Source organism: Rodentibacter genomosp. 1, from assembly GCF_001999285.1.
Lineage (GTDB): Bacteria > Pseudomonadota > Gammaproteobacteria > Enterobacterales > Pasteurellaceae > Rodentibacter.
The window spans coordinates 23,751-44,885 of sequence record NZ_MLHN01000001.1 but is presented as its reverse complement, the minus strand read 5'-3'; the positions used below and the strand labels follow the sequence as shown (position 1 = coordinate 44,885).

Here is a 21,135-nt window from a genome sequence, read left to right as displayed (position 1 = left end):
CTAACGTTTACTATGATTTCACATAATTTAGATAAATTAGTTCAAAAATATCAAAAGGTATTACTACTACAAGGTCCCGTTGGTACTTTTTTTACCGATTTATCCCTCTGGCTACAATCACATGGAAAAACGGTCTATAAAATCAATTTCAACGGTGGAGATTCACATTTTTATCCACCCACTATTGAAAATACGATTGCTTATACCGACTCTGTAAGTAAATTTTATCCATCATTACGTCTCTTCTGTGAGAAAAATAAGATTGATTCAATTATTTGCTTTGGCGATAACCGAAAATACCACAAAATTGGCAAAAAAGTAGCCTATTCCCTTGATTTAGATTTCTGGGTATTTGAAGAGGGTTATTTCCGTCCTGACTATATCACCCTTGAAAAGACAGGTGTAAATGCTTTTTCGACACTGCCAAAAGAGGCAGAGTTTTTCCTAAAACAAGCAAAAAACTTACCTGAACCAACAAAGCCACTAAAATTAGCAAAAGGCTTTCTCCCCATGGCAAAACAGGCAATTATTTATTATGTTCAGGCATACCTAGGCCGATCTAATTTTCCAAAATATCAACATCATCGTATTTTAAATCTTAGGTATTATATTAAATTATGGGGGAAATCTGCGGTTAAACGCACTTGTTACTATTTACGTGATCACAATTTTGCCAAAAAAGTCAGAGCAGGAAAGCTAGGGGAATTTTTTATCGTGCCATTACAAGTGTACGATGATAGTCAAGTAAAAGTACATTGTGATTATGGTAACGTAGCAAAATTTCTTCAAACAGTATTACAATCCTTTGCCGAAAACGCGCCCCATAATTTGAATTTAATCGTGAAACATCATCCAATGGATAGAGGGCTTATTGATTATTGCGGCATAATTGAAACCTTTGAACAGCGTTATGCACACCTAAGAGGAAGAATTTACTATATTCACGATGTACCACTGCCAGTATTACTACAGCATGGAAAAGGAATGGTAACAATCAATAGTACAAGTGGGATTTCAGCCCTACATCACAATATGTCCGTTATGACTCTTGGGAGAGCAAATTATGATTTTGAGGGATTAACACATCAAGGTACCTTAACTGATTTTTGGATAAATCCAACTCCACCAAATCCAATAGTATTTAAATCTTATCGGAAATATCATCTACACAAAACTATGGTTAATGGTAGTTTTTATAATAAAGTGATGTTGAAATATCCATATAATCAGTAAAAAAACAAAGTACGGTCAATAAAACAGAAATTTAATTGACCGCACTTTTTACTCAAACAAATTAGTCTTATTGTGCTTTTACTGCTGCATAAGCAATCATATTAATGATCCGGCGAACAGAAGCGCTTGGGTTTAATATATGGGCTGATTTATTCATTCCCATTAAGATTGGTCCTACTGTGACGGCCGTGGTAGTACCACGCAATAAGCTGTAACTAATACGTGCCGCACTTAAATTAGGAAACACAAGTAAGTTCGCCGAACCTTTTAACGGGCTATCCGGCATAACCTCTGTACGTTGTGCTGCACAAAGTGCAATGTCACCTCTCATTTCGCCATCAATCATTAACTGTGGGTTATGTTCTTGTACAATTTTCAAAGCATCACGTACTTTTGGTGCGCCTAGCGTGTTTGATGAACCAAAATTGGAGTGAGAAAGCAAGGCAACCGCCGGCTCAATACCAAAACGATGAACTTCATCAGCCGCCATTAAGGTTATTTCTGCTAATTCTTCTGCACTTGGATCATCATTGACATGCGTATCCGTTAAGAAAACATTACCGCTTGGCAATACAAGGCTATTTAAAGCTGCGGCGGTTTTTACCCCATCTTTTAAGCCAATAATATCTCTAATAGAATCTAAATGTTTGCCATAAGAACCAAACAAACCGCATACTAATCCGTCTGCATAGCCTAAATTGACTAAGACGGAGGCAAGTACAGTTGTGTTTGAACGCACAACACGTTTAGCGATTGCTGGTGTGACGCCCTTGCGTTTTGTCAGTTCATAATAATATTTCCAACATTCTTCATAACGTGGATTATTTTCATTATCTACTACTTCTACGTTTACCCCCACTTCCAAACGTAACCCCAGTTTTTTGATTTTTTCTTCAATCACGTCTTTACGGCCAATTAAAATTGGCAAGGCAAGTTCCATGGAAACCACTTCTTGTACCGCATGTAAGGCTTTTGCCTCTTCCCCCTCCGCAAGGATAATACGCTGTTTTGCAGATTTGGCTTGATTAAAAATCGGTCGCATAAACAAGCTGGTTTTGTAAACGAATTGAGTCAATTTTTCAATGTATCCATTCCAATCCAAGATGGGGCGTGTAGCGACACCTGAATCCATTGCGGCTTTTGCCACAGCAGGAGCGATACGTACAATTAAACGAGGGTCAAACGGACGTGGAATCACATAATCTGCACCAAAGGTTGCGCCTTCTCCGCCATAGGCTGAAGTCACTACGTCATTTTGTTCTTCAAGTGCCAAATCGGCAATGGCATAAACCGCTGCACGCTTCATTTCTTCATTAATCGTGGTTGCCCCCACATCTAATGCCCCACGGAAAATAAATGGGAAGCAAAGGACATTGTTAACTTGATTCGGATAGTCTGAACGACCGGTACAAACTATCGCATCAGGACGAACGGCTTTGGCTTCCGGCGGGGTAATTTCAGGATTCGGATTAGCCAAGGCAAGAATTATTGGGTGCGCCGCCATAGTTTTAACCATATCTTGTGTCAATGCCCCTGCGGCAGAACAACCGAGGAAAATATCCGCATTCGGGATAGCATCAGCTAATGTGCGCCAACCGTTGTCTTCAATTGCATAATCTTCTTTCGTTTTATCCATACGATCACCACGATTTTTATAGACCACGCCTTTTGAATCGCAAATTGTGATATTTTCACGTTTCATCCCAAGGGAAAGCAATAAATTCAAACAAGCAATGGAAGCTGCCCCTGCTCCGGAGGCAACGAGACGTACCTCTTCAATTTTTTTACCAATAATGCGAAGTGAATTAATAATTGCTGCCGCACTAATAATTGCCGTACCGTGCTGATCGTCATGAAACACAGGAATATTCATACGCTCACGTAATTTTTGCTCAATATAGAAACATTCCGGTGCTTTAATATCTTCAAGGTTTACACCGCCAAAAGTAGGCTCAAGCGAGGCGATAATATCCACTAACTTGTCCGGATCATGTTCATTTACTTCAATATCAAATACATTAATACCGGCAAACTTTTTAAATAAGACACCTTTTCCTTCCATCACAGGCTTACCGGCAAGCGCACCGATATTGCCTAATCCTAGAACTGCGGTACCGTTTGAAATCACAGCTACCAAGTTCCCGCGTGCAGTGTATTTATAAGATGCTAAAGGATCTTTTTCAATTTCTAAACAAGGCTCTGCCACACCCGGAGAATAAGCGAGGGCTAAATCGCGTTGGGTTGCCAATGATTTAGTAGGGGTAACTTCAATTTTTCCCGGGATAGGGAACTCGTGGAAATCCAATGCGGCTTGACGTAGTTGTTCGCTCATATAAATACTCCATTGTGGTGATACGGAACTTGGTTCGCATAGAACCAAATTAAAAAACGGCCTGATTATACGCCCTTTTTTCGCCTAAATTTGTGATGAACCGCAAATTTTTACAAATTTGTTACAAAAATTATCGGTTGAATTCATAGATTAAAGAGAGTAGCATACAACCATTCAGGAGAGGCGCTATTGCTATCAAAAATCAACACAGCAGTGAATCAACTGCAAAGAAAATTCATTAATCATCAACTCAAATCACGTTTAAAAAAACATGGTATGACGGTTATCTCCGCCAACTGTGTCGGTGCGTTTATTTTGCATGATCTTGGTGAACCTTTTAACTCACCTTTTGTAAATCTCTATTTAAGCCCAAGAGACTTTATTCGTTATTTGCAAAATATTGATTTTTATCAACAGCAATCCCTTGAGTTTATCGCCTCTGAGAAAACCTATCCGGTCGGAAAACTGTCAGATATTGAAATCCATTTTATGCACTATCATAGTGAGCAAGAAGCAAGAGAAAAATGGCAAATCCGATCTGCTCGGATCAATCCTGATAATTTATTTATCATCATGACGGATAAAGACGGTGCACAAGGTATCACTTATGAAAATCTTGTCGCCTTTGATCAACTTCCATTCAAAAATAAAGTGGTATTTACCCATAAACCTTATCCGGAGTTACGCTCTGCGTTTTATATCCAAGGTTTTGAACGACAAAATCAGGTGGGTGATTTATTTGCTTTTTCCGGTTGGAATGGAATGAAGTATTATGATCAATTTGATTATGTATCTTGGTTTAACCAAACTTAATTTATCACTACCCCAATAATCCCATAGGGTGTTTTTTTATTTTTCCTTTCTCGTCGGCAGATTCAAGTCTGCAGAAAAACGCCCTAATAAATAAAAAAGAGAAAATCTTATGCGATTAGATAAATTCATAGCCGAAAATACCGGCTTAACCCGTTCTCAAGCCAGCAAAGCCATTCGCCAAAGTGCGGTCAAAATTAACGGTGAAATTGAAAAAAATAGTGCCCGTAAAATTTCACCGGAAGATGGGATTTATTTTGAAGAAACCCGACTGACTTGGTTAGAAGGTGGACAATACTTGATGTTGAACAAACCACAAGGTTGTGTATGTTCAAATGATGATGGTGACTATCCGACTATTTATCAATTTTTTGATTACCCTCTCGCCGGAAAGTTACACAGTGCCGGGCGTTTAGATGTGGATACCACAGGGCTGGTGTTGCTCACTGATGATGGACAATGGTCGCACCGCATTACTTCGCCGAAACATCATTGTGAAAAAACCTATCTTGTCACCTTGGCTGATCCGGTTGAACCTCATTATGAGCGAACTTTTGAAGAAGGGATTTTATTACGTGGAGAAAAAACGCCGACCAAACCCGCAAAACTTGAAATTTTAGACGATTACAATGTCAATCTGACCATCTCGGAAGGACGCTATCACCAAGTTAAACGAATGTTTGCCGCACTTGGTAATAAAGTCGTCGAATTGCACCGTTGGAAAATCGGTGAAGTCGTATTGGATGAAACCCTAGAAGAAGGTGAATACCGCCCCCTTACACAAGCAGAAATCGCAAGTTTAGGAAAATAATATGAACAAAACGACCCAACCTACCTTTATCTTTATTATGACATTGGGCATTTTATCCATGTTGCCACCTTTCGGTGTCGATATGTATTTGCCCTCTTTTTTAGAAATTGCCAAAGATCTTCAAATCAGCCCAGAGCAAGTTCAACACACCCTCACCGCCTTTGCCTATGGTATGGCATTCGGGCAGTTGTTTTGGGGACCTTTCGGCGATAGTTTCGGACGTAAACCGATCATTTTACTTGGCGTGGTTATCGGTGCGATCACCGCATTGGTTCTAACCGAAATCAATTCCATCGGAAATTTCACCGCACTTCGTTTTGTACAAGGTTTCTTTGGTGCCGCACCTGTGGTGCTTTCCGGTGCATTATTGCGAGATTTATTCAGTAAAAATGAACTCTCAAAAGTGATGTCCACCATCACGCTCGTATTTATGGTTGCGCCATTGGTTGCACCAATTATCGGTGGTTATATCGTAAAATATTTCCACTGGCACGCCATTTTTTATGTTATTTCGTTAATGGGAGCATTATCTGCATTTTTAGTATTTTTTATCATTCCTGAAACCCACAAAAAAGAAAATCGTATCCCACTTCGTTTGAATATTATTGCTCGAAACTTTATGAGCCTGTGGAAACAAAAAGAAGTGTTGGGTTATATGTTCGCTGCCTCTTTCGGTTTTGGTGGTTTATTTGCCTTTGTGACTGCAGGCTCTATTGTGTATATCGGTATTTACGGCATTCCCGTAGATCAATTCGGTTATTTCTTTATGCTGAATATTGCAATTATGACTTTCGCCTCTTTTCTTAACGGACGATTTGTCACAAAAGTTGGTGCGGAAACCATGTTACGTACTGGTCTTACCGTTCAATTTTTATCGGGAATGTGGCTCATTTTAACCGCACTTTTTGATTTCGGTTTTTGGTCAATGGCGCTAGGCGTGGCGTTTTTTGTCGGGCAAAATCCGCTGATTTCTTCTAATGCGATGGCATCCATTTTAGAGAAATTCCCAACAATGTCCGGCACGGCTAATTCCTTGGTGGGTAGTGTGCGTTTTGCCACCGGTGCGATTATGGGCAGCTTAGTCGCCACCATGAAAATGGACACGGCAGCGCCCATGCTGTTCACAATGGGGGCTTGTGTCGTAATCGGGGTTCTCGCTTATTATTTTTTAACTTATCGAAATTTGAAGGGATAAAAAAAGTGCGGTCAATTTTGACCGCACTTTACTATTTCTCAACATTATATGTTGTACAAATCTCATTTAGGGTTTATTTGAAAGGTGTGTGTTCCTACCTCTCGGTAAAATTCCTACCCTATATATTTGCGACATCATACCGTTATTTCCAAGTTTGCTGTTCAAACACCCGTTTTTTCAATTCCGGATAATCTTCAATTTTAAATTCCGGTGTTTTTCCGGCTTTAAGTTGACGTTGATAATCTTTCAGTAATTTCCACACAATTGGTGAAAGTAGCACGATTGCCACCAAATTCAGAATTGCCATCACAGCCATCACCGTATCGGCAAAATTCCATACTACATTGCCTGAACGCACTGCACCGAAATAAACGAAAAACAGAACCGTTAAACGGAATAACAATACAAACCAAGGTTTATTTTTAATAAAACGGATATTACTTTCTGCGTAAGCGTAGTTTCCAATAATTGAAGAATAAGCAAAAAGCAACAAAATAAAGGCAAGGAAATGCAAGCCAAATTCACCCACATGATATTGCAAAGCGTTTTGCGTGAGAGAAATACTTTTAAGCTCCTCACCTCCATAGTTGTTTGAAAGTAAAATCACGATAGCCGTACAAGTGCACACCATCATCGTGTCCACAAACACACCAAGCATTTGGACTAAACCTTGGCTAACAGGATGCTTCACATGAGCAGCCGCTGCGGCATTAGGGGCTGAGCCCATCCCTGCTTCATTAGAAAACAACCCCCGCTTAATTCCCATCATCATAGCTTTGGAAACCATTGCGCCGAAAAAGCCACCTGCTGCTGCATCAAAGGTAAACGCACTTTTGATAATGTTATTGATCACCGTTGGTACCAATTCAATATTCATCCCCAGAATAATCACCGCCATAATTAAATAGAACAATGCCATTATTGGCACGAGACTACTAGAAATGACAGCAATGCGTTTGATACCGCCAAAAATAATCGCAGCAGTTAAAACCACCAATGCAATACCAACATATTCACCTTGCCAGTTCCAAGCATTACGGGTCGCTTCTACAATGGAATTTGACTGCACGGAATTGAAAGCGAAGCCAAAGGTAAAAATGAGTGCTATGGCAAACGCCACCGCCATAGTACGTGATTTCAATCCTTGTACCATATAGTAAGCCGGGCCACCACGAAATGAGCCATCTTTATCTTGAATTTTAAATAATTGTGCTAACGTGGATTCGGCAAAGGCACTCGACATTCCGATAAAAGCGGTGATCCACATCCAAAATACCGCCCCTTCGCCACCAAGGGCTATCGCCGTAGCAACACCACCAATATTCCCTACCCCGACTCGGCTGGCAAGCCCTGTAGCAAAGGCTTGGAAAGGGGTTAAAGAGCTACCTTCGGCGGCCCGCCCAAACCACATTTCTCGAATACTCATCGGAAATAATCGTAACTGCACAAAACCCGTTGTGATGGTAAAAAATAAACCGACACCAAGTAAAATGACAATAGTCAAATTCCATAGTGGCCCATCAAGATGATCAACAATCCAAACTAATAATTGTTCTAAATAGTGAATCAATTCCATAAAGCTCCTCCCAAATGAAAATAAAGAGAAGGAATTGTAGAGAAAAAGAGGAAAAAAAACGATATTTATCAAAAAATATTGAAAAGAAATGAGATTTGAGAAGATTTTATTTAATAAAATGGACAATTATTAGATAAAAACAAAAAGCGTATGAAAAATTCATACGCCTTAAAAAAATCATTTAGTTAAAAATAACGCCGCCGCACCGCGCACACCACCGGAATCACCATGTTTGGCTTTTTTAATTGGCGGAACTTTTGCCGTACGCATTAAATGAGCCGGTAACGCTTTTGGTAAGGCTTCATATAAATAATCAAAATTTGATAATCCCCCACCCAGCACAATCATGTGCGGATCAAACGCCGTTATAATGTTTCCAATAGAAATCGCCGCTAATTCCACAAAAAGGTTCACAAAATCGACCGCACTTTCTTTCCCACGATAAAAGGCATCAATAATTTCACGGGCAGATAGCTTTTCACCTTTAAGATCATGATACAACATTTCAAACCCACGACCGGAGAGATAGGTGTCTAAGCAAGCTTTATTACCACAACCGCAATCATAAATCGGGGCATTACCCCAACCAAGCAATTTCAGGGCGTGATAATTTAACTGCAAATGTCCAAGCTCACCGGCCATCCCAACTTGCCCGGAATGTACTTTCCCATTTAACACAAAACCGCCACCAAATCCTGTGCCAAGAATTAACCCGAGTACGCTAGGATATTGTTGATTTTCTTCATCCCAGGCTTCAGATAAGGCAAAACAATTCGCATCATTTTCCGCTCTCACTTCACGCCCTAAACGTTCGGAAAGATCACGTAGAATAGGCTTGTTATCCGCCACACGAATATTGGTAATTTCCGCCAGCCCCGTTTGTTGATTCACAAATCCCGGTACGCCTAATCCAACCGTGCCACGCTCGCCAAATTGTTCATCCGCACGATTGACTAAATCCACAATCACGTTGAGCCACTCATCGTAATCTGTTTTAGGAGTAGGAACACGTTCAGAATATAATTTTTCTAACTTTTCATTAAATACCGCAAGCTCAATTTTTGTGCCACCGATATCCAAACCATAGTACATAATCGAATCCTCTTATAAAAAATGGAAAACTAAGCGAAATTTTAACCGCACTTTTATTTTGATTTTATGACGAAGATCGTTTTTTCTGTAAAAAACCGAAAATAGCGAGGTTGATTATCCAAGCAAAAACCGTTGAAACAAAAAGATCGATAGGATAATGCATCCCCAAACGGACGCGACTGACTAACATCAACAAACTCCATAATGCTATAGCTCCAACCAGCCATTTAGCTTGCCACGAACGATTACCTAATAATTGCGTAAACCCTACGGCAAGCATTAACCAAGTCGCAGCAAAAATGGTGTGTCCTGATGGGAAAGAATAACCCGTTTCATTTTCGTAGTGGTTTACAAGCCAAACTGGCGTGTCTGGCTGTGTAGAATAAAAGTTTTTTGCAATCGCAGCCCGCTGAGTGCGGTCATTTCTATAAAAGTTTTCTGTAGTTTGATTGGTTTGTTCCGCTAGATATACCGTGAACGGGCGTGGTTCTTTAAAAACTGCTTTTAACCCTGTTTTCACTGCTTGAGTTGCGACCACAGAAAATGCCATTACAGCCACACCTAGCATCCACTGTTTACGACTTTTAAACAAAAAGCCAAAAATAACAGCAAACACACCACAGGTAATCAACGCATAGGGCACACTGCCTGTTTCGGTGAGCAAATAAAGCCAATAATCAGCTTCCGTGAGTTGAGCATTACCGTTCCATTGATAGGAAAAACCCCACATAAAAAACGGTACAAGACAAAGTAATAACGTATATAATGACAGCCTTTTAAACATGCTCGCCCCTTGATAATAAAAAAACAAAGTGTGCATTTTAGCAGAAATGAAAAGGAATAAGGATAACTTTATGGCAAAAATTCAACTGGTCACTCAAGCTAATTTACCGACTGAATATGGTATTTTTAAAATGGTCGGGTTTGAATTTCCCGATACGAAAAAAGAACATGTTGCATTAGTAATGGGCGATATTTCAAATAGTGATGAACCTGTTTTAGCCCGCATTCATTCCGAATGTTTAACCGGTGATGCCCTGCATAGTTTAAAATGCGACTGCGGTTTCCAACTTGCTACCGCACTTCGTCAAATTAAGGAAGAAGGCCGTGGCGTCTTAATTTATCACCGTGAAGAAGGGCGTGGTATCGGTCTAATCAATAAAATTCGTGCTTATTCTTTACAGGATCAGGGGATGGATACGATTGAAGCCAATCTTGCCCTCGGTTTTAAAGCGGATGAACGCAATTTTGAAGTCTGTGCCGATATGTTTGAGTTACTTGGCGTAAAAAAAGTCCGTCTAATGACAAATAATCCGGAAAAAGTAGAAACAATGAAAAAAGCAGGTATTAACGTGGTGGAACGGGTGCCTCTAAATGTGGGGGAAAATCGCTATAATACGAAATATTTAGATACAAAAGCCAAAAAAATGGGACACTATATTGTGCATAACCATGAAGAACACCTCATAAATTGCCCTCATTGTCAGGAAGAAGTGATACCTAATAAAAAATAAAAAATTTGTGGTTAACCCTTTGAATCAGGGTTTTATTTTGATAAGAACTCTTAAAGTGCGGTCAATTTTGATCGCATTTTTACATTGGAAATGAGAAATTTCAAAACAAGGCGAAACGAAACAATAAAACAAATAGAAAAATTGATATGGCTGGGGTACTAGGATTCGAACCTAGGGATGCCGAGATCAAAACCCGGTGCCTTACCGCTTGGCGATACCCCAATAGAAATTCTTTTAACTAAGAATATAGGAGAAACTAGGATAGTATGGCTGGGGTACTAGGATTCGAACCTAGGGATGCCGAGATCAAAACCCGGTGCCTTACCGCTTGGCGATACCCCAACTACTATTTTGACTTACAAAGCGATAAATGGTGCGGGACGAGGGACTTGAACCCACACACCTCTCGGCGCCAGAACCTAAATCTGGTGCGTCTACCAATTTCGCCAGTCCCGCATGGTGGCTACAGCGAGATTCGAACTTGCGACCCCAACATTATGAGTGTTGTGCTCTAACCAACTGAGCTATGTAGCCATCTTGCTAACCATATCGGCTTTGCGGGGCGTATTATGCTGATTTGTCCCAATCTAGTCAATCACTTTTTATAAAAAATCCTATTTTTGGATTTAGTTGCTTATAAAAAAAACGCTTTTATTATTTTTTACCCTACTCCGCAACAGAAATCATCCCAACAAAATGGTGCCAGTGAAAACTATTAAACATGCTAGGAATATACCAATTAGAAATTGTACCATCTAGATATAAGGCATTATGGCAACCAATTTTCTGCAATCCCTGACTGAATGTATAAAGATTTGGTTTCCCTGATGTCGTCAGAATAAATAAAAGTTCATTTTGCTTATTCAAACATACTGCATTACGTTTATGATAACTTTCTAACGTTGGGCTGAATTGATGATTGATTTTCCCTTCAATTAACAGCATTGGACCGGATTGCAGTGCAAATATGGGGTTCAATTTTTTCTGTTGATATGCTTTCGTGGTAAGAATGTAAGCCTGTTTTCCCACCAATGCCAATACCCCATTGGGTTGAATATGAAAATTTCCACGGCCTCGTTTTATATTTAATGGATTCAATTCTTTACCATTTTCAATCCATAGACCGGCAGGGACATCGTTTTTACTGTAAATACCGGCATTCATAATCATTTTTACCTGATAATTTTTTTCCAACTCGCGTTTTAAATTCGTCAGAGAGCGATAATTTTTGCCTTCACTATCACGCCAGTGTAACCTTACGTCTTCCGGTTTCGCTTGGAAAATACCATAAGTAATATTCGATTCTGTAAAAGTGCGATATGACGCTTGTAGAGAAAAGACCAAAAAGCCACAAAGTGCGGTCAAAAATTTAATTATTTTTTTCATCGAGGGGATGGGAAAGATTGAGAGTATTAGAAAACAAATGCAACCCTTCGGCATTGCCTGCTTTCATCATGGATTGCATTGTCTGTGTCGGCGCATGAATGAGTTTGTTCATTAACTTATAACTAAATTCTTGCAGTACACTTTCCACATTATCGCCTTGAGCCAAATGTTGTAATGCTTTCCCCAACAAATCTTGGCGAATATGTTCTGCGTCAGCACGATAATGCTTAATAAGATTGGAAAATTGACGTACTTTTAACCATTCAAAAAAATCGGCACATTCTTGTGCAATAATTCCCTCGGCTTGTTTAGAGGCTTGCTCACGTTGATTTAAGTTACGTTGAATAATACCTTGTAAATCATCAACGGTGTAATGATAAACGCTGTCTAATTTTTCCACATTTTCATCAATATCTCTTGGCACCGCAATATCCACTAACAGCATTGGCGAATAATGCCGTTTTTTCTGTGCAAGCTTCACCATCTCTTGATGAATTAATACATTAGGGCTACCAGTAGAACTAATGACAATATCAGCCTGATTCAAAGCGTTTTGCAAATTTTCTAAGGAAAAGACCTCAATTTTAGTTTCTGTAACCAAGGTATCGACCAACTGTTCAGCCCTTGCTAATGTCCTGTTCGCTATCATTAATTTTTTTACACCATGGCGTAATAAATGACGGCTCACTAATTCAATGGTTTCTCCTGCGCCGACAAGCAAAATGGTCAAATCCTGTAGTGATTCAAAAATCTGACGCGCCAAACTGCAAGCCGCATAGGCAACAGAGACCGCACTCTCTCCAATATTAGTTTCCGTACGTACACGTTTTGCCGTAGAAAATGTTTTTTGGAACAAGCGGGAAAGCTCTGTGGAAAAAGGTGAATTTTCCGTTTGATAATAGTCTTCGCTCACCTGAAAAGCTTGTTTAACCTGTCCTAAAATTTGTGGTTCACCTAAAATTAAAGAATCTAAACCACAAGCTACTCTCATTAAATGATTTGCCGCTTGTTGATTTTGATGGACATAAATACAGGAAACAAGTTCGTCTAAAGGGATTTGATGAATATTTGCAAACCATTTTTCTGCACTTCTCTGCCATTCATCACATTCTTGTGGTGAAATTTGGCGATGATGCAAATAGACCTCTGTTCGATTACAAGTAGAAAGAATCACTGCACCTTGGGCAAGGTTCTGCTGTTTAATTTGTTGCAAGGCAATACGCCGCTTTTCATCAGAAAAAGCGACTTTTTCACGTACAGAAACTGAAGCCGTTTTATGATTAATACCAAGAACAAGAAGGGTCATAATACATTTAAAAATAACCGCACTTTTAACGTGCGGTGAAAAATTAGAGAGAAACTTATGGGCTATTTTAATGAATTGCCGTCGTTTGAGCAAATCAACTCTCTGTCATCCTCTCAGAATAACGCAAAATAGTTAGAATTGATCTTTCGCTTTTCGTAATGCAGTAAATACCTCCGGCGTTTTTGCCTGTAAAAAAGGATTAATTAATTTTTCCAATTCTAGCGTTGTTGGTAAACTCGGCTTGCCTTCCGCACGTAAACGCGCCACCAAAGTGCGGTGATTTTTAACCGCACTTTTATCTGTTATCACAGTTTCCGCAAAAGCTAAATTACCCAACGTATATTCATGAGCAGGGCAAACAATGGTGTCATCAGGTAATGTTTTTAGGCGTGATAGCCCCTCAAACATTTGCTCATAATCACCGGTAAATACACGCCCACAACCGGCAGAAAATAACGCATCGCCACAAAATAAATGATTATCGACAACAAAACTGATATGTTGTGCAGTATGCCCGCCGGTGGGAATCACTTGGATATGATAATTTGGCGTAATAATCTCTCCCTCATTAACAATCTGGGTTGCCCCCTTTGACGCACATTCTTGTGAGCCATAAATGGGCACATTTGGATAACGTAGCTTGAATGCCTCAACACCTTGAGTGTGATCATCATGTTCATGGGTTAATAATAGCGCTTCAATAGGTGAATGATTCACGTCAAGCCAAGTAAAAAGCTTGTCAGTTTCCGGTAAATCAACAATAATAAGCGGTAAATTTTCACGTTGATAAAGCCAAATATAATTGTCATTCAAGGCGGGTAAGGCAAATAACATAATTCCTCTCTAAATTTGGATATCTGATGATCATCAACTGGCAAGCAAAGGCAAAACACCCTCTTTCTTCCCCAATAAGTTGGCAGCAACTCCCACAGGGCGAGGCATATTGTAACGCATTACAAAAAGCATTGTCGCCTTGGCTATCAAAAATTTTAGGTTACCAAATATTAAAACTCGGTGCGTTAAGTGCAGAAGTCATCACCGAGTTGCCTATGCGCCATCAAATATTGGTCAGCGAAAAAATCTCGCCAAATTTAACCGCACTTTTAACCGCAAATGATACGTTGCTCCAAGCAAAATCAACGGCATTGCCGCTTGTTCAAAAGGAAATTAGCGCCTGCTTTCTGATCAATACACTTAACTTTGCACAAGATCCTCACCAAATCTTACGTGAAATACACCGTGTATTAGAGGATGACGGTTGGCTATTTCTTTCCTTATTTAATCCACTCAGCCCACTTATTTTTAAGCGTAAACTTGGGAATTTTCCTTTCCGCCAATACCCGACTTGGCGTATTATTGACTGGCTAGCGTTGCTCCATTTTGATATTGTGGAACGCAAAAATATTGCTATCAAACATCAACACGCCACGATGTTTTCCCCTTTAACGCTGATAATCGCACAAAAACGTCACACTCCCTTAACGCTCAATACTGAGAAAGAGCGGTCAAAAACACCAACGTTTTTACAACCGGCGGAAGCTTTCCAAGAGGAAATGCCCGATTACCACCGATCACCTCACGCTAAGTAATGCGCTATGCTTAAAATCAATTCTTGCTCCCTTGCCCAAACTCCCCTATTATTCACCGCACTTTTCTTTTTATTTAGGAACAAAAATGACTGAACAAACCTTTATTCCGGGCAAAGATGCCGCCTTAGAAGATAGCATCGAAAAATTTCAACAAAAATTAACCGCACTTGGTTTTAATATTGAGGAAGCCTCATGGCTTAATCCTGTACCGAATGTTTGGTCGGTTCATATTCGTGATAGAGATTGTCCTCAATGTTTCTCAAACGGCAAAGGAGCAAGCAAAAAAGCGGCACTCGCATCAGCATTGGGAGAATATTTTGAACGTCTTTCCACTAACTACTTTTTTGCAGATTTCTATTTAGGGCAAGAAATTGCAAATGGCAGTTTTGTTCACTATCCAAGTGAAAAATGGTTTCCAATTGAAGATGAATCAAGGCTACCGAAAGGTATTTTAGATGATGACCTACTTGCCTATTTTGATCCCAATGGTGAACTCACACCGGAATTGTTAGTCGATTTACAATCAGGTAATTACGATCGTGGTATTGTCGCAATGCCTTATGTTCGCCAATCCGATGAAAAAACGCTATATGTTCCACAAAGTATTATCGCTAATCTTTATGTATCAAATGGTATGTCGGCAGGTAACTCCAAATTTGAAGCCCGTGTACAAGGTCTATCGGAAGTGTTTGAACGCTATGTCAAAAACAAAATTATCGCTGAAGCGATAAGCTTACCGGAAATTCCAACCACAGTGATGGCTCGCTATCCATCTATCCAAGCTTCTATCAATAAATTAGAAGAAGAAGGCTTTCCAATCTACGCTTTTGATGCTTCCTTAGGTGGTCAATATCCGGTGATTTGCGTAGTGTTATTCAACCCCAATAACGGCACTTGCTTTGCCTCTTTCGGCGCTCATCCTAATTTCCAAGTAGCATTAGAACGTACCGTGACAGAACTTCTTCAAGGTCGTAGTTTAAAGGATTTAGACGTATTTTCACCACCTTCCTTTAGTAATGAAGATGTCGCCGAGCATGCCAATCTTGAAACCCATTTCATTGATTCCAGCGGTTTAATTTCGTGGGATTTATTCAAACAAACGCCTGATTATACATTTGTCGATTGGGATTTTTCCGGCACAACCCAAGAAGAATACAACAACCTCATGGCGATTTTTCGTCAAGAAAATAAAGAGGTGTACATTATGGATTACAACCATTTGGGCGTATATGCTTGCCGTATCATCGTACCGGGCATGTCAGATATTTACCCGGCAGACGACTTGATCTATGCCAATAACAATATGGGAATGGATTGGAGAGAAATTCTATTAGATTTACCAAACTGGCATCACGCCCCTGAAACTTACGCAGAATTGTTAGAAGAATTGGACAGTCAAAATATTGATGATGCGACCCGCGTGCGAGAGTTTATCGGCATCGTTGCTCCTAAAACTAGCGGCTGGACAACCTTACGGGTAGGCGAATTGAAATCCATGTTACACCTCGCATTAGGCGAATTAGAACAAGCATTGGATTGGGCTAACTGGACGTTAAATATGAATAGTTCTGTGTTCACACCGGAACGTACCAATTATTATCGTGCGCTCATTAGCGTACTTGAACTTTGTTTAGATAAAAATCGTGTTCCTGAACAATATCGCAGTGCATTTGAAAAAATGTATGGCAAGGAAACCACTGAACAGGCCTGGACTGCCGTCATAGAGAATGGAAATCCTTTCTACAATCTTCCGGCAAGTGATGAGAAATTAGAGAATTTCAAAGAACATCAGGCGTTGTTAAACGCCTATGCTAAGCTACAAAAAGCAAAATGAAAATATTTAACAAGTAAATAACCTTAATATATTTTCTACTAAATAAAATCAGCACGGATTCACGTGCTGATTTTATTCAATTTACAAGAAATCATTTTATTTATTAAAATAAACTTTCTTTAACGCCATTTCTAACCCACGAAATTCGGCTAAACCTTTTAATCGGCCAATCGCAGAATAACCCGGGTTGGTTTTTTTATGTAAATCATCTAACATCTGATGACCGTGATCCGGACGCATTGGGATTAAACGGGTTTCGCCATGATTTAAGCGACGATATTCTTCGCTTAATAACGCTTTCACTACATTAAACATATCTACATCGCCTTCTAAGTGCGCCGCTTCATGGAAACTAAAAGGATTATCCTCACGTTGGGTGGAGCGTAAATGAGCAAAATAAATTCTGTCGGCAAATTGCTCCGTCATTTTCACTAAATCATTATCAGAACGCACACCATAAGAGCCGGTACACATTGTGAAACCATTAGCAGGTAAAGGCTGGGTTTCTACAAACCATTGCATATCTTCAATAGTTGATACGATTCGTGGTAAACCTAAAATCGGGCGGGGTGGATCATCCGGATGAATCGCCATTTTAATCCCAACTTCTTGTGCAACAGGCACAATCTCATTTAAAAAATAAGCTAAGTGTGTACGGAATTTTTCAGGAGAAATCTCTTTATAGCGGTCTAACTGGCTTTGAAATTCATCTAACGTATAGCCTTCTTCAGCCCCCGGAAGCCCAGCGATAATATTTCGGGTAAGCTGCTGAATTTCATCTTCCGTCATTTGATCGTAGTAGGTTTTTGCTGCAGTGATTTCTTCTTGGTTATAAATGCTTTCAGCCCCTGGACGTTTTAGAATATGAAGTTCAAAGGCGGCAAAACCAATATGATCAAACCGCAATGCTTTAGAACCGTCTGGCAATTCATAGGCTAAATCGGTGCGGGTCCAATCTAAAACAGGCATAAAGTTGTAGCACACAGTGTCAATGCCGCATTGGGCCAAGTTACGTAGCGTTTGTTTGTAGTGATCAATCCATTTTTGATAATCACCGGTTTGTGTTTTAATTTCTTCATGAACCGGTACACTCTCCACAACAGACCAAGTTAAGCCTGCATGTTCTATTTCAGCCTTACGTTTTTCAATTTCTTCAATACACCACACTTCTCCATTTGGAATATGGTGAAGTGCGGTCACAATACCGGTTGCACCGGCCTGACGAATATCAGATAAAGAAACCGGATCTTTGGGGCCATACCAACGCCATGTTTGTTCCATTTTTAAACTCCTCTTATATTTTTAACGATCGACAACAATCGGACTCATATTAAATAAATAACCATCAAAATTCGGGTCATCAACATCTGATAACTCAAAAAGTTTTTGTTTGACGTTTTCTAAATGTTGCCACATTGCTTTTTTTGCCATTGCAGGATCTTTTCTCTGCAAAGCGGTAATAATATTTTCGTGATCTTGCAACCACAAATAACGATAACTTTGATTTGGAATATGAAGATGTAATCCCTTCCACATTTGGCTATCAACACGAAGATCCCATAAAGCTTTCTGCATTTGTATGATCACTTCATTTTGCGTAATTTCCGCAATAGTGCGATGGAAATCTTCATCAGCAATATAATCTTCATCACCATGTTCCAAGGTTGCACGTTCTGTTGCTAAAATTTCTTTTAGCTTTGTTATATCAGCTCTTGTGACTTGCAAGGCGGCAAATTCGGCGATACTACTTTCTAATAACTGACGGGCTTGCAACAACTCGAAAGGGCCTACATCAACTTTATCTAAAAAGTCATCATTGCTTGCAATATGATGAGGCAATGCAATCACATATATACCGGAACCTTTACGCACCTCAATGAGGTTCTCAATCTCAAGCATGATTAACGCTTCCCGAATAACAGTACGACTTACGTTAAACTGTTCAGCTAAATCTCGCTCGGCAGGCAATTTATCACCCACTTGATACTGACGATTAATCAGTTGCTCTTTTAATTCATTCCCTATTTTTTTATAGGATCGTAAGTCATCAAAATTCATAAGCTTTTCCTAGTTTCAATTTAATAAACTCATTTTATAGTTGCGATCGGCTAATTTACCATTAATAACGAATTCTCTTTTCTCATTTTTAGGGAAACAGAAATGAATTTCAGTATATTGAGGGACATAATGGCCTGATTTTTCCAACATGAGTTCTATGGTGTGAGCAGTGCATTTTAAATGAATATCAAGTTTCAAATATTGACCTTGTAGATAATCGAAACTTTCACCATCATCATCAAAAATGGTGATATTTCTCTCTCCTTGATTAATAAAGGGTACAATTAATAATTCTCGATAATCATCAGATAGTGTATTTTTGTGACCTTTTCTTGCCATTGGAATAATGCTTCCCGCTCTTAAAAAGAGTGGGATTTTTTCTAATGGTGCATCAACCGTGATTTTTTCGCCGCCATTAAACCATTTGTATGTATAAAAGTCATACCAGCCGGCAAAATTTTGTGGAAGATAAACATCACGTTTTCTTTGGTTCGGTTCAACCACGGACGCAACGAATAAATCTTCACCAAACAGATAATCATCATTTTCTTCAAAGGTATTTATATCATGCTCATGGTCAAGAAATGTTGGGCGTAACATGGGTTCATTATCGTGATGAGCTTTCCAAAGTAGGTTATATAGGTAAGGCATTAGGGTGTAACGTAACTGAATTGCATCACGAATAATATTAGTAACCTGTGGATACATCCAAGGTTCATTCACTGTCTTGTCATCATTCCAAGAGTGAATTGTAAAACGGGGATGCATAACGCCATTTTGAACCCAACGAACAAACAATTCTGGATCCGGTTTATTACCGGAGAAACCGCCCACATCATGTCCTACGTTATAAAGACCGGAAAGGGTCATTCCCAGTCCCATTTTTATGTTATAACGCAGAGTATTCCAATTTGTGCGGTTATCACCTGACCATGTTTGAACATAACGGTTCATCCCCGGTGAGCCGGAACGTGATATTAAATAAGGGCGCTTATTTGGCGCATGTTCTAATTGAGCTTCATAAGATGATTTCATCATCAAGAGTGGTTGTAACGGGCGTAACAATTTTATTGGCATACCTTTACCAAAATAATGACATTTAGCGTAGTTATCCCACACTTCAAATTCATTATTATCATTCCACGTAGAATCAATGCCGTAATCCAATAATTGTTGTTTTACATTCGTTTTCCACCAATTTACGGTATCCATATTTGTAAAATCAAGATGAGAACCTTCATCATCCCAAAACATCGATCTTTCAGGGGTATCTGATTCAGAATCTTTAATGAATAAGCCAAGTTTTTCAACTTCTTGATAATGCGGATGATCTTGTAGTAAACAAGGTTTAATATTGGCTGCTAATTTCATTCCCGCATCATGGAAATGTTTTGTCATGTCTTTTGGGGTTGGAACTTTGTCATAATTCCAGTTGAAAACATAACGTTTTCCATTAATGGATGTGTAGCCCGAAGATAACTGGAATGAGTCGCATGGAATATCATGTTCATCACATAAATCCACGAATTTTTTCAGTTGTTCTTGAGCATCCGACGCATCAGTATAATGCATCGTTGAACCACTATAGCCTAAGCTCCATTTAGGCCCGAAAATTGTTCCTCCCGTTAATCGGCAATATTTTTTGGTCACATCTAAAATTTTAGGCCCCAAAATGACATAATAATCGAGATTTCCATCTTCTGATTTATAGCTACGGTAATATGCGTGATAATTGTCTATTTCGTTACCTAAATCAAACCAACAGGAAGCTAAATTATCATAATATAATCCATAACTTACATCTGAGCTATGTGTGATATAGAAAGGAATATGTTTATAAAGTGGATCGGTATATTCTGCATTATATCCCATCGCATCAAGATTACGCATTTCAAAGCGACGACCATGACGATTTAAATTCCCTGTTTTCTCCCCTAAACCGTAATAATGCTCTTTTATATCTCTCTGTAAATAATGTGAGACTTCTGTATTTGAAATTCCCATTAAATAAGCACCGGTTTTTCTATCGGTAAATAATGGCTTCCACTCACCATCTTGCTTATATTCCCATTCTAAATAAAGAGGTTGATGAAGAGTAACTTTCAAAAGTGCGGTCGATATTTCAAGTGTTTTTTCTGTCTGCTTAATATTGTAATCGGGACAGGAGAATCCTTCTAACGACCATTTATCACGACCTTGCCAATCTACATCTGATTGATTAGGGGTAATCGCCCAGGAATGAGGCACTTTAAACTCATTATCTTGAGTAAAAGCGACACGGAATATATCACTTTCTAATACGAAAATATGAAGTTGGAAACCATATTCACAAACAACATCAATACGATGATTATGATCTTTTATAAATTGCCAATTTTTAATCGTTTTCATATTATTTT

Annotated in this window: 17 protein-coding genes and 4 tRNA genes; 7 read left to right on the top strand and 14 right to left on the bottom strand. The window is 39.3% G+C overall.

Annotated elements, in window-relative coordinates:
- The first annotated feature begins 12 nt into the window (after positions 1 to 12).
- Positions 13 to 1,233 (top strand): capsule biosynthesis protein, encoded by a 1,221-nt coding sequence (locus BKK54_RS00235; RefSeq protein ID WP_077540387.1) that lies wholly within the window; start codon positions 13 to 15, stop codon positions 1,231 to 1,233.
- A 67-nt stretch (positions 1,234 to 1,300) separates the two neighbouring features.
- Here BKK54_RS00235 and BKK54_RS00230 read toward each other — a convergent pair whose 3' ends face one another.
- Positions 1,301 to 3,565 (bottom strand): NADP-dependent malic enzyme, encoded by a 2,265-nt coding sequence (locus tag BKK54_RS00230; protein ID WP_077540386.1) that lies wholly within the window; start codon positions 3,563 to 3,565, stop codon positions 1,301 to 1,303.
- A 189-nt stretch (positions 3,566 to 3,754) separates the two neighbouring features.
- Here BKK54_RS00230 and BKK54_RS00225 point away from each other — a divergent pair, with 189 nt between their 5' ends.
- The 3 genes from BKK54_RS00225 to BKK54_RS00215 all read left to right on the top strand — a co-directional run bounded on the left by BKK54_RS00225 (position 3,755) and on the right by BKK54_RS00215 (position 6,381).
- Complete coding sequence (locus BKK54_RS00225) at positions 3,755 to 4,378, top strand: DUF1919 domain-containing protein (RefSeq protein WP_143541387.1); 624 nt, start codon at positions 3,755 to 3,757, stop codon at positions 4,376 to 4,378.
- A 109-nt stretch (positions 4,379 to 4,487) separates the two neighbouring features.
- The gene (gene rsuA, locus BKK54_RS00220; RefSeq protein ID WP_077540385.1) at positions 4,488 to 5,186 is read left to right on the top strand and encodes a 16S rRNA pseudouridine(516) synthase RsuA; all 699 of its coding nucleotides are present in this window, start codon (positions 4,488 to 4,490) and stop codon (positions 5,184 to 5,186) included.
- 1 nt (position 5,187) lies between these two features.
- The gene (locus BKK54_RS00215; protein WP_077540384.1) at positions 5,188 to 6,381 is read left to right on the top strand and encodes a Bcr/CflA family multidrug efflux MFS transporter; all 1,194 of its coding nucleotides are present in this window, start codon (positions 5,188 to 5,190) and stop codon (positions 6,379 to 6,381) included.
- A gap of 142 nt (positions 6,382 to 6,523) precedes the next feature.
- Here BKK54_RS00215 and BKK54_RS00210 read toward each other — a convergent pair whose 3' ends face one another.
- The 3 genes from BKK54_RS00210 to BKK54_RS00200 form a co-directional block, all read right to left on the bottom strand.
- On the bottom strand, positions 6,524 to 7,957 hold the full coding sequence (locus tag BKK54_RS00210) for an alanine/glycine:cation symporter family protein (RefSeq protein WP_077540383.1): 1,434 nt from the start codon (positions 7,955 to 7,957) through the stop codon (positions 6,524 to 6,526).
- Between the two features lie 177 nt (positions 7,958 to 8,134).
- Positions 8,135 to 9,049 carry an N-acetylglucosamine kinase gene (gene nagK / locus BKK54_RS00205; RefSeq protein WP_077540382.1) on the bottom strand — a complete coding sequence of 305 codons (915 nt, stop codon included), beginning with the start codon at positions 9,047 to 9,049 and terminating at the stop codon, positions 8,135 to 8,137.
- A gap of 64 nt (positions 9,050 to 9,113) precedes the next feature.
- The gene (locus BKK54_RS00200) at positions 9,114 to 9,833 is read right to left on the bottom strand and encodes a phosphatase PAP2 family protein (RefSeq protein ID WP_077540380.1); all 720 of its coding nucleotides are present in this window, start codon (positions 9,831 to 9,833) and stop codon (positions 9,114 to 9,116) included.
- A gap of 70 nt (positions 9,834 to 9,903) precedes the next feature.
- Here BKK54_RS00200 and ribA point away from each other — a divergent pair, with 70 nt between their 5' ends.
- On the top strand, positions 9,904 to 10,563 hold the full coding sequence (gene ribA / locus BKK54_RS00195; RefSeq protein WP_077540378.1) for a GTP cyclohydrolase II: 660 nt from the start codon (positions 9,904 to 9,906) through the stop codon (positions 10,561 to 10,563).
- A gap of 147 nt (positions 10,564 to 10,710) precedes the next feature.
- On the opposite strand, the gene BKK54_RS00190 is transcribed toward ribA, so the two are convergent.
- The 7 genes from BKK54_RS00190 to gloB form a co-directional block, all read right to left on the bottom strand.
- Positions 10,711 to 10,785, bottom strand: a tRNA-Gln gene (locus BKK54_RS00190).
- A 45-nt stretch (positions 10,786 to 10,830) separates the two neighbouring features.
- Positions 10,831 to 10,905: transfer RNA gene (locus tag BKK54_RS00185), tRNA-Gln, on the bottom strand.
- Positions 10,906 to 10,934: 29 nt separating this feature from the next.
- Positions 10,935 to 11,019, bottom strand: a tRNA-Leu gene (locus tag BKK54_RS00180).
- Position 11,020: 1 nt separating this feature from the next.
- A tRNA-Met gene (locus tag BKK54_RS00175) sits at positions 11,021 to 11,097 on the bottom strand.
- A gap of 132 nt (positions 11,098 to 11,229) precedes the next feature.
- Positions 11,230 to 11,949 (bottom strand): phosphodiester glycosidase family protein, encoded by a 720-nt coding sequence (locus BKK54_RS00170; RefSeq protein ID WP_077540376.1) that lies wholly within the window; start codon positions 11,947 to 11,949, stop codon positions 11,230 to 11,232.
- A complete protein-coding gene (gene hemA, locus BKK54_RS00165; protein ID WP_077540374.1) occupies positions 11,933 to 13,255 on the bottom strand; it encodes a glutamyl-tRNA reductase in 1,323 nt (440 codons plus the stop codon). Before hemA ends, BKK54_RS00170 begins: the two co-directional genes overlap by 17 nt.
- A gap of 132 nt (positions 13,256 to 13,387) precedes the next feature.
- Positions 13,388 to 14,089 (bottom strand): hydroxyacylglutathione hydrolase, encoded by a 702-nt coding sequence (gloB, locus tag BKK54_RS00160; protein WP_077540372.1) that lies wholly within the window; start codon positions 14,087 to 14,089, stop codon positions 13,388 to 13,390.
- A 26-nt stretch (positions 14,090 to 14,115) separates the two neighbouring features.
- Here gloB and BKK54_RS00155 point away from each other — a divergent pair, with 26 nt between their 5' ends.
- Both BKK54_RS00155 and ycaO read left to right on the top strand, forming a co-directional pair.
- The gene (locus BKK54_RS00155) at positions 14,116 to 14,844 is read left to right on the top strand and encodes a class I SAM-dependent methyltransferase (protein WP_077540370.1); all 729 of its coding nucleotides are present in this window, start codon (positions 14,116 to 14,118) and stop codon (positions 14,842 to 14,844) included.
- Between the two features lie 85 nt (positions 14,845 to 14,929).
- A complete protein-coding gene (ycaO, locus tag BKK54_RS00150) occupies positions 14,930 to 16,678 on the top strand; it encodes a 30S ribosomal protein S12 methylthiotransferase accessory factor YcaO (RefSeq protein ID WP_077540368.1) in 1,749 nt (582 codons plus the stop codon).
- A gap of 96 nt (positions 16,679 to 16,774) precedes the next feature.
- Here ycaO and uxuA read toward each other — a convergent pair whose 3' ends face one another.
- The 3 genes from uxuA to BKK54_RS00135 are packed head-to-tail and all read right to left on the bottom strand — an operon-like array spanning position 16,775 to position 21,127.
- Entirely contained in the window at positions 16,775 to 17,959 is a 1,185-nt protein-coding gene (uxuA, locus tag BKK54_RS00145; protein ID WP_077540366.1) for a mannonate dehydratase, read from the bottom strand.
- 21 nt (positions 17,960 to 17,980) lie between these two features.
- Positions 17,981 to 18,736: an FCD domain-containing protein gene (locus BKK54_RS00140; protein ID WP_077540364.1), complete on the bottom strand. Its 756-nt coding sequence runs from the start codon at positions 18,734 to 18,736 to the stop codon at positions 17,981 to 17,983.
- A 15-nt stretch (positions 18,737 to 18,751) separates the two neighbouring features.
- Positions 18,752 to 21,127 carry a glycoside hydrolase family 31 protein gene (locus BKK54_RS00135; RefSeq protein ID WP_077540362.1) on the bottom strand — a complete coding sequence of 792 codons (2,376 nt, stop codon included), beginning with the start codon at positions 21,125 to 21,127 and terminating at the stop codon, positions 18,752 to 18,754.
- Positions 21,128 to 21,135 lie beyond the last annotated feature (8 nt).

What these genes read in the sequence shown, in the direction of transcription:
- BKK54_RS00230 (WP_077540386.1), bottom strand. Translation starts at nt 3,565, where the DNA reads ATGAGCGAACAACTACGTCAAGCCGCATTGGATTTCCACGAGTTCCCT.
- BKK54_RS00170 (WP_077540376.1), bottom strand. Translation starts at nt 11,949, where the DNA reads ATGAAAAAAATAATTAAATTTTTGACCGCACTTTGTGGCTTTTTGGTC.
- ribA (WP_077540378.1), top strand. Translation starts at nt 9,904, where the DNA reads ATGGCAAAAATTCAACTGGTCACTCAAGCTAATTTACCGACTGAATAT.
- BKK54_RS00135 (WP_077540362.1), bottom strand. Translation starts at nt 21,127, where the DNA reads ATGAAAACGATTAAAAATTGGCAATTTATAAAAGATCATAATCATCGT.
- uxuA (WP_077540366.1), bottom strand. Translation starts at nt 17,959, where the DNA reads ATGGAACAAACATGGCGTTGGTATGGCCCCAAAGATCCGGTTTCTTTA.
- BKK54_RS00155 (WP_077540370.1), top strand. Translation starts at nt 14,116, where the DNA reads ATGATCATCAACTGGCAAGCAAAGGCAAAACACCCTCTTTCTTCCCCA.
- BKK54_RS00210 (WP_077540383.1), bottom strand. Translation starts at nt 7,957, where the DNA reads ATGGAATTGATTCACTATTTAGAACAATTATTAGTTTGGATTGTTGAT.
- rsuA (WP_077540385.1), top strand. Translation starts at nt 4,488, where the DNA reads ATGCGATTAGATAAATTCATAGCCGAAAATACCGGCTTAACCCGTTCT.
- nagK (WP_077540382.1), bottom strand. Translation starts at nt 9,049, where the DNA reads ATGTACTATGGTTTGGATATCGGTGGCACAAAAATTGAGCTTGCGGTA.
- BKK54_RS00200 (WP_077540380.1), bottom strand. Translation starts at nt 9,833, where the DNA reads ATGTTTAAAAGGCTGTCATTATATACGTTATTACTTTGTCTTGTACCG.
- BKK54_RS00235 (WP_077540387.1), top strand. Translation starts at nt 13, where the DNA reads ATGATTTCACATAATTTAGATAAATTAGTTCAAAAATATCAAAAGGTA.
- BKK54_RS00140 (WP_077540364.1), bottom strand. Translation starts at nt 18,736, where the DNA reads ATGAATTTTGATGACTTACGATCCTATAAAAAAATAGGGAATGAATTA.
- ycaO (WP_077540368.1), top strand. Translation starts at nt 14,930, where the DNA reads ATGACTGAACAAACCTTTATTCCGGGCAAAGATGCCGCCTTAGAAGAT.
- BKK54_RS00215 (WP_077540384.1), top strand. Translation starts at nt 5,188, where the DNA reads ATGAACAAAACGACCCAACCTACCTTTATCTTTATTATGACATTGGGC.
- hemA (WP_077540374.1), bottom strand. Translation starts at nt 13,255, where the DNA reads ATGACCCTTCTTGTTCTTGGTATTAATCATAAAACGGCTTCAGTTTCT.
- gloB (WP_077540372.1), bottom strand. Translation starts at nt 14,089, where the DNA reads ATGTTATTTGCCTTACCCGCCTTGAATGACAATTATATTTGGCTTTAT.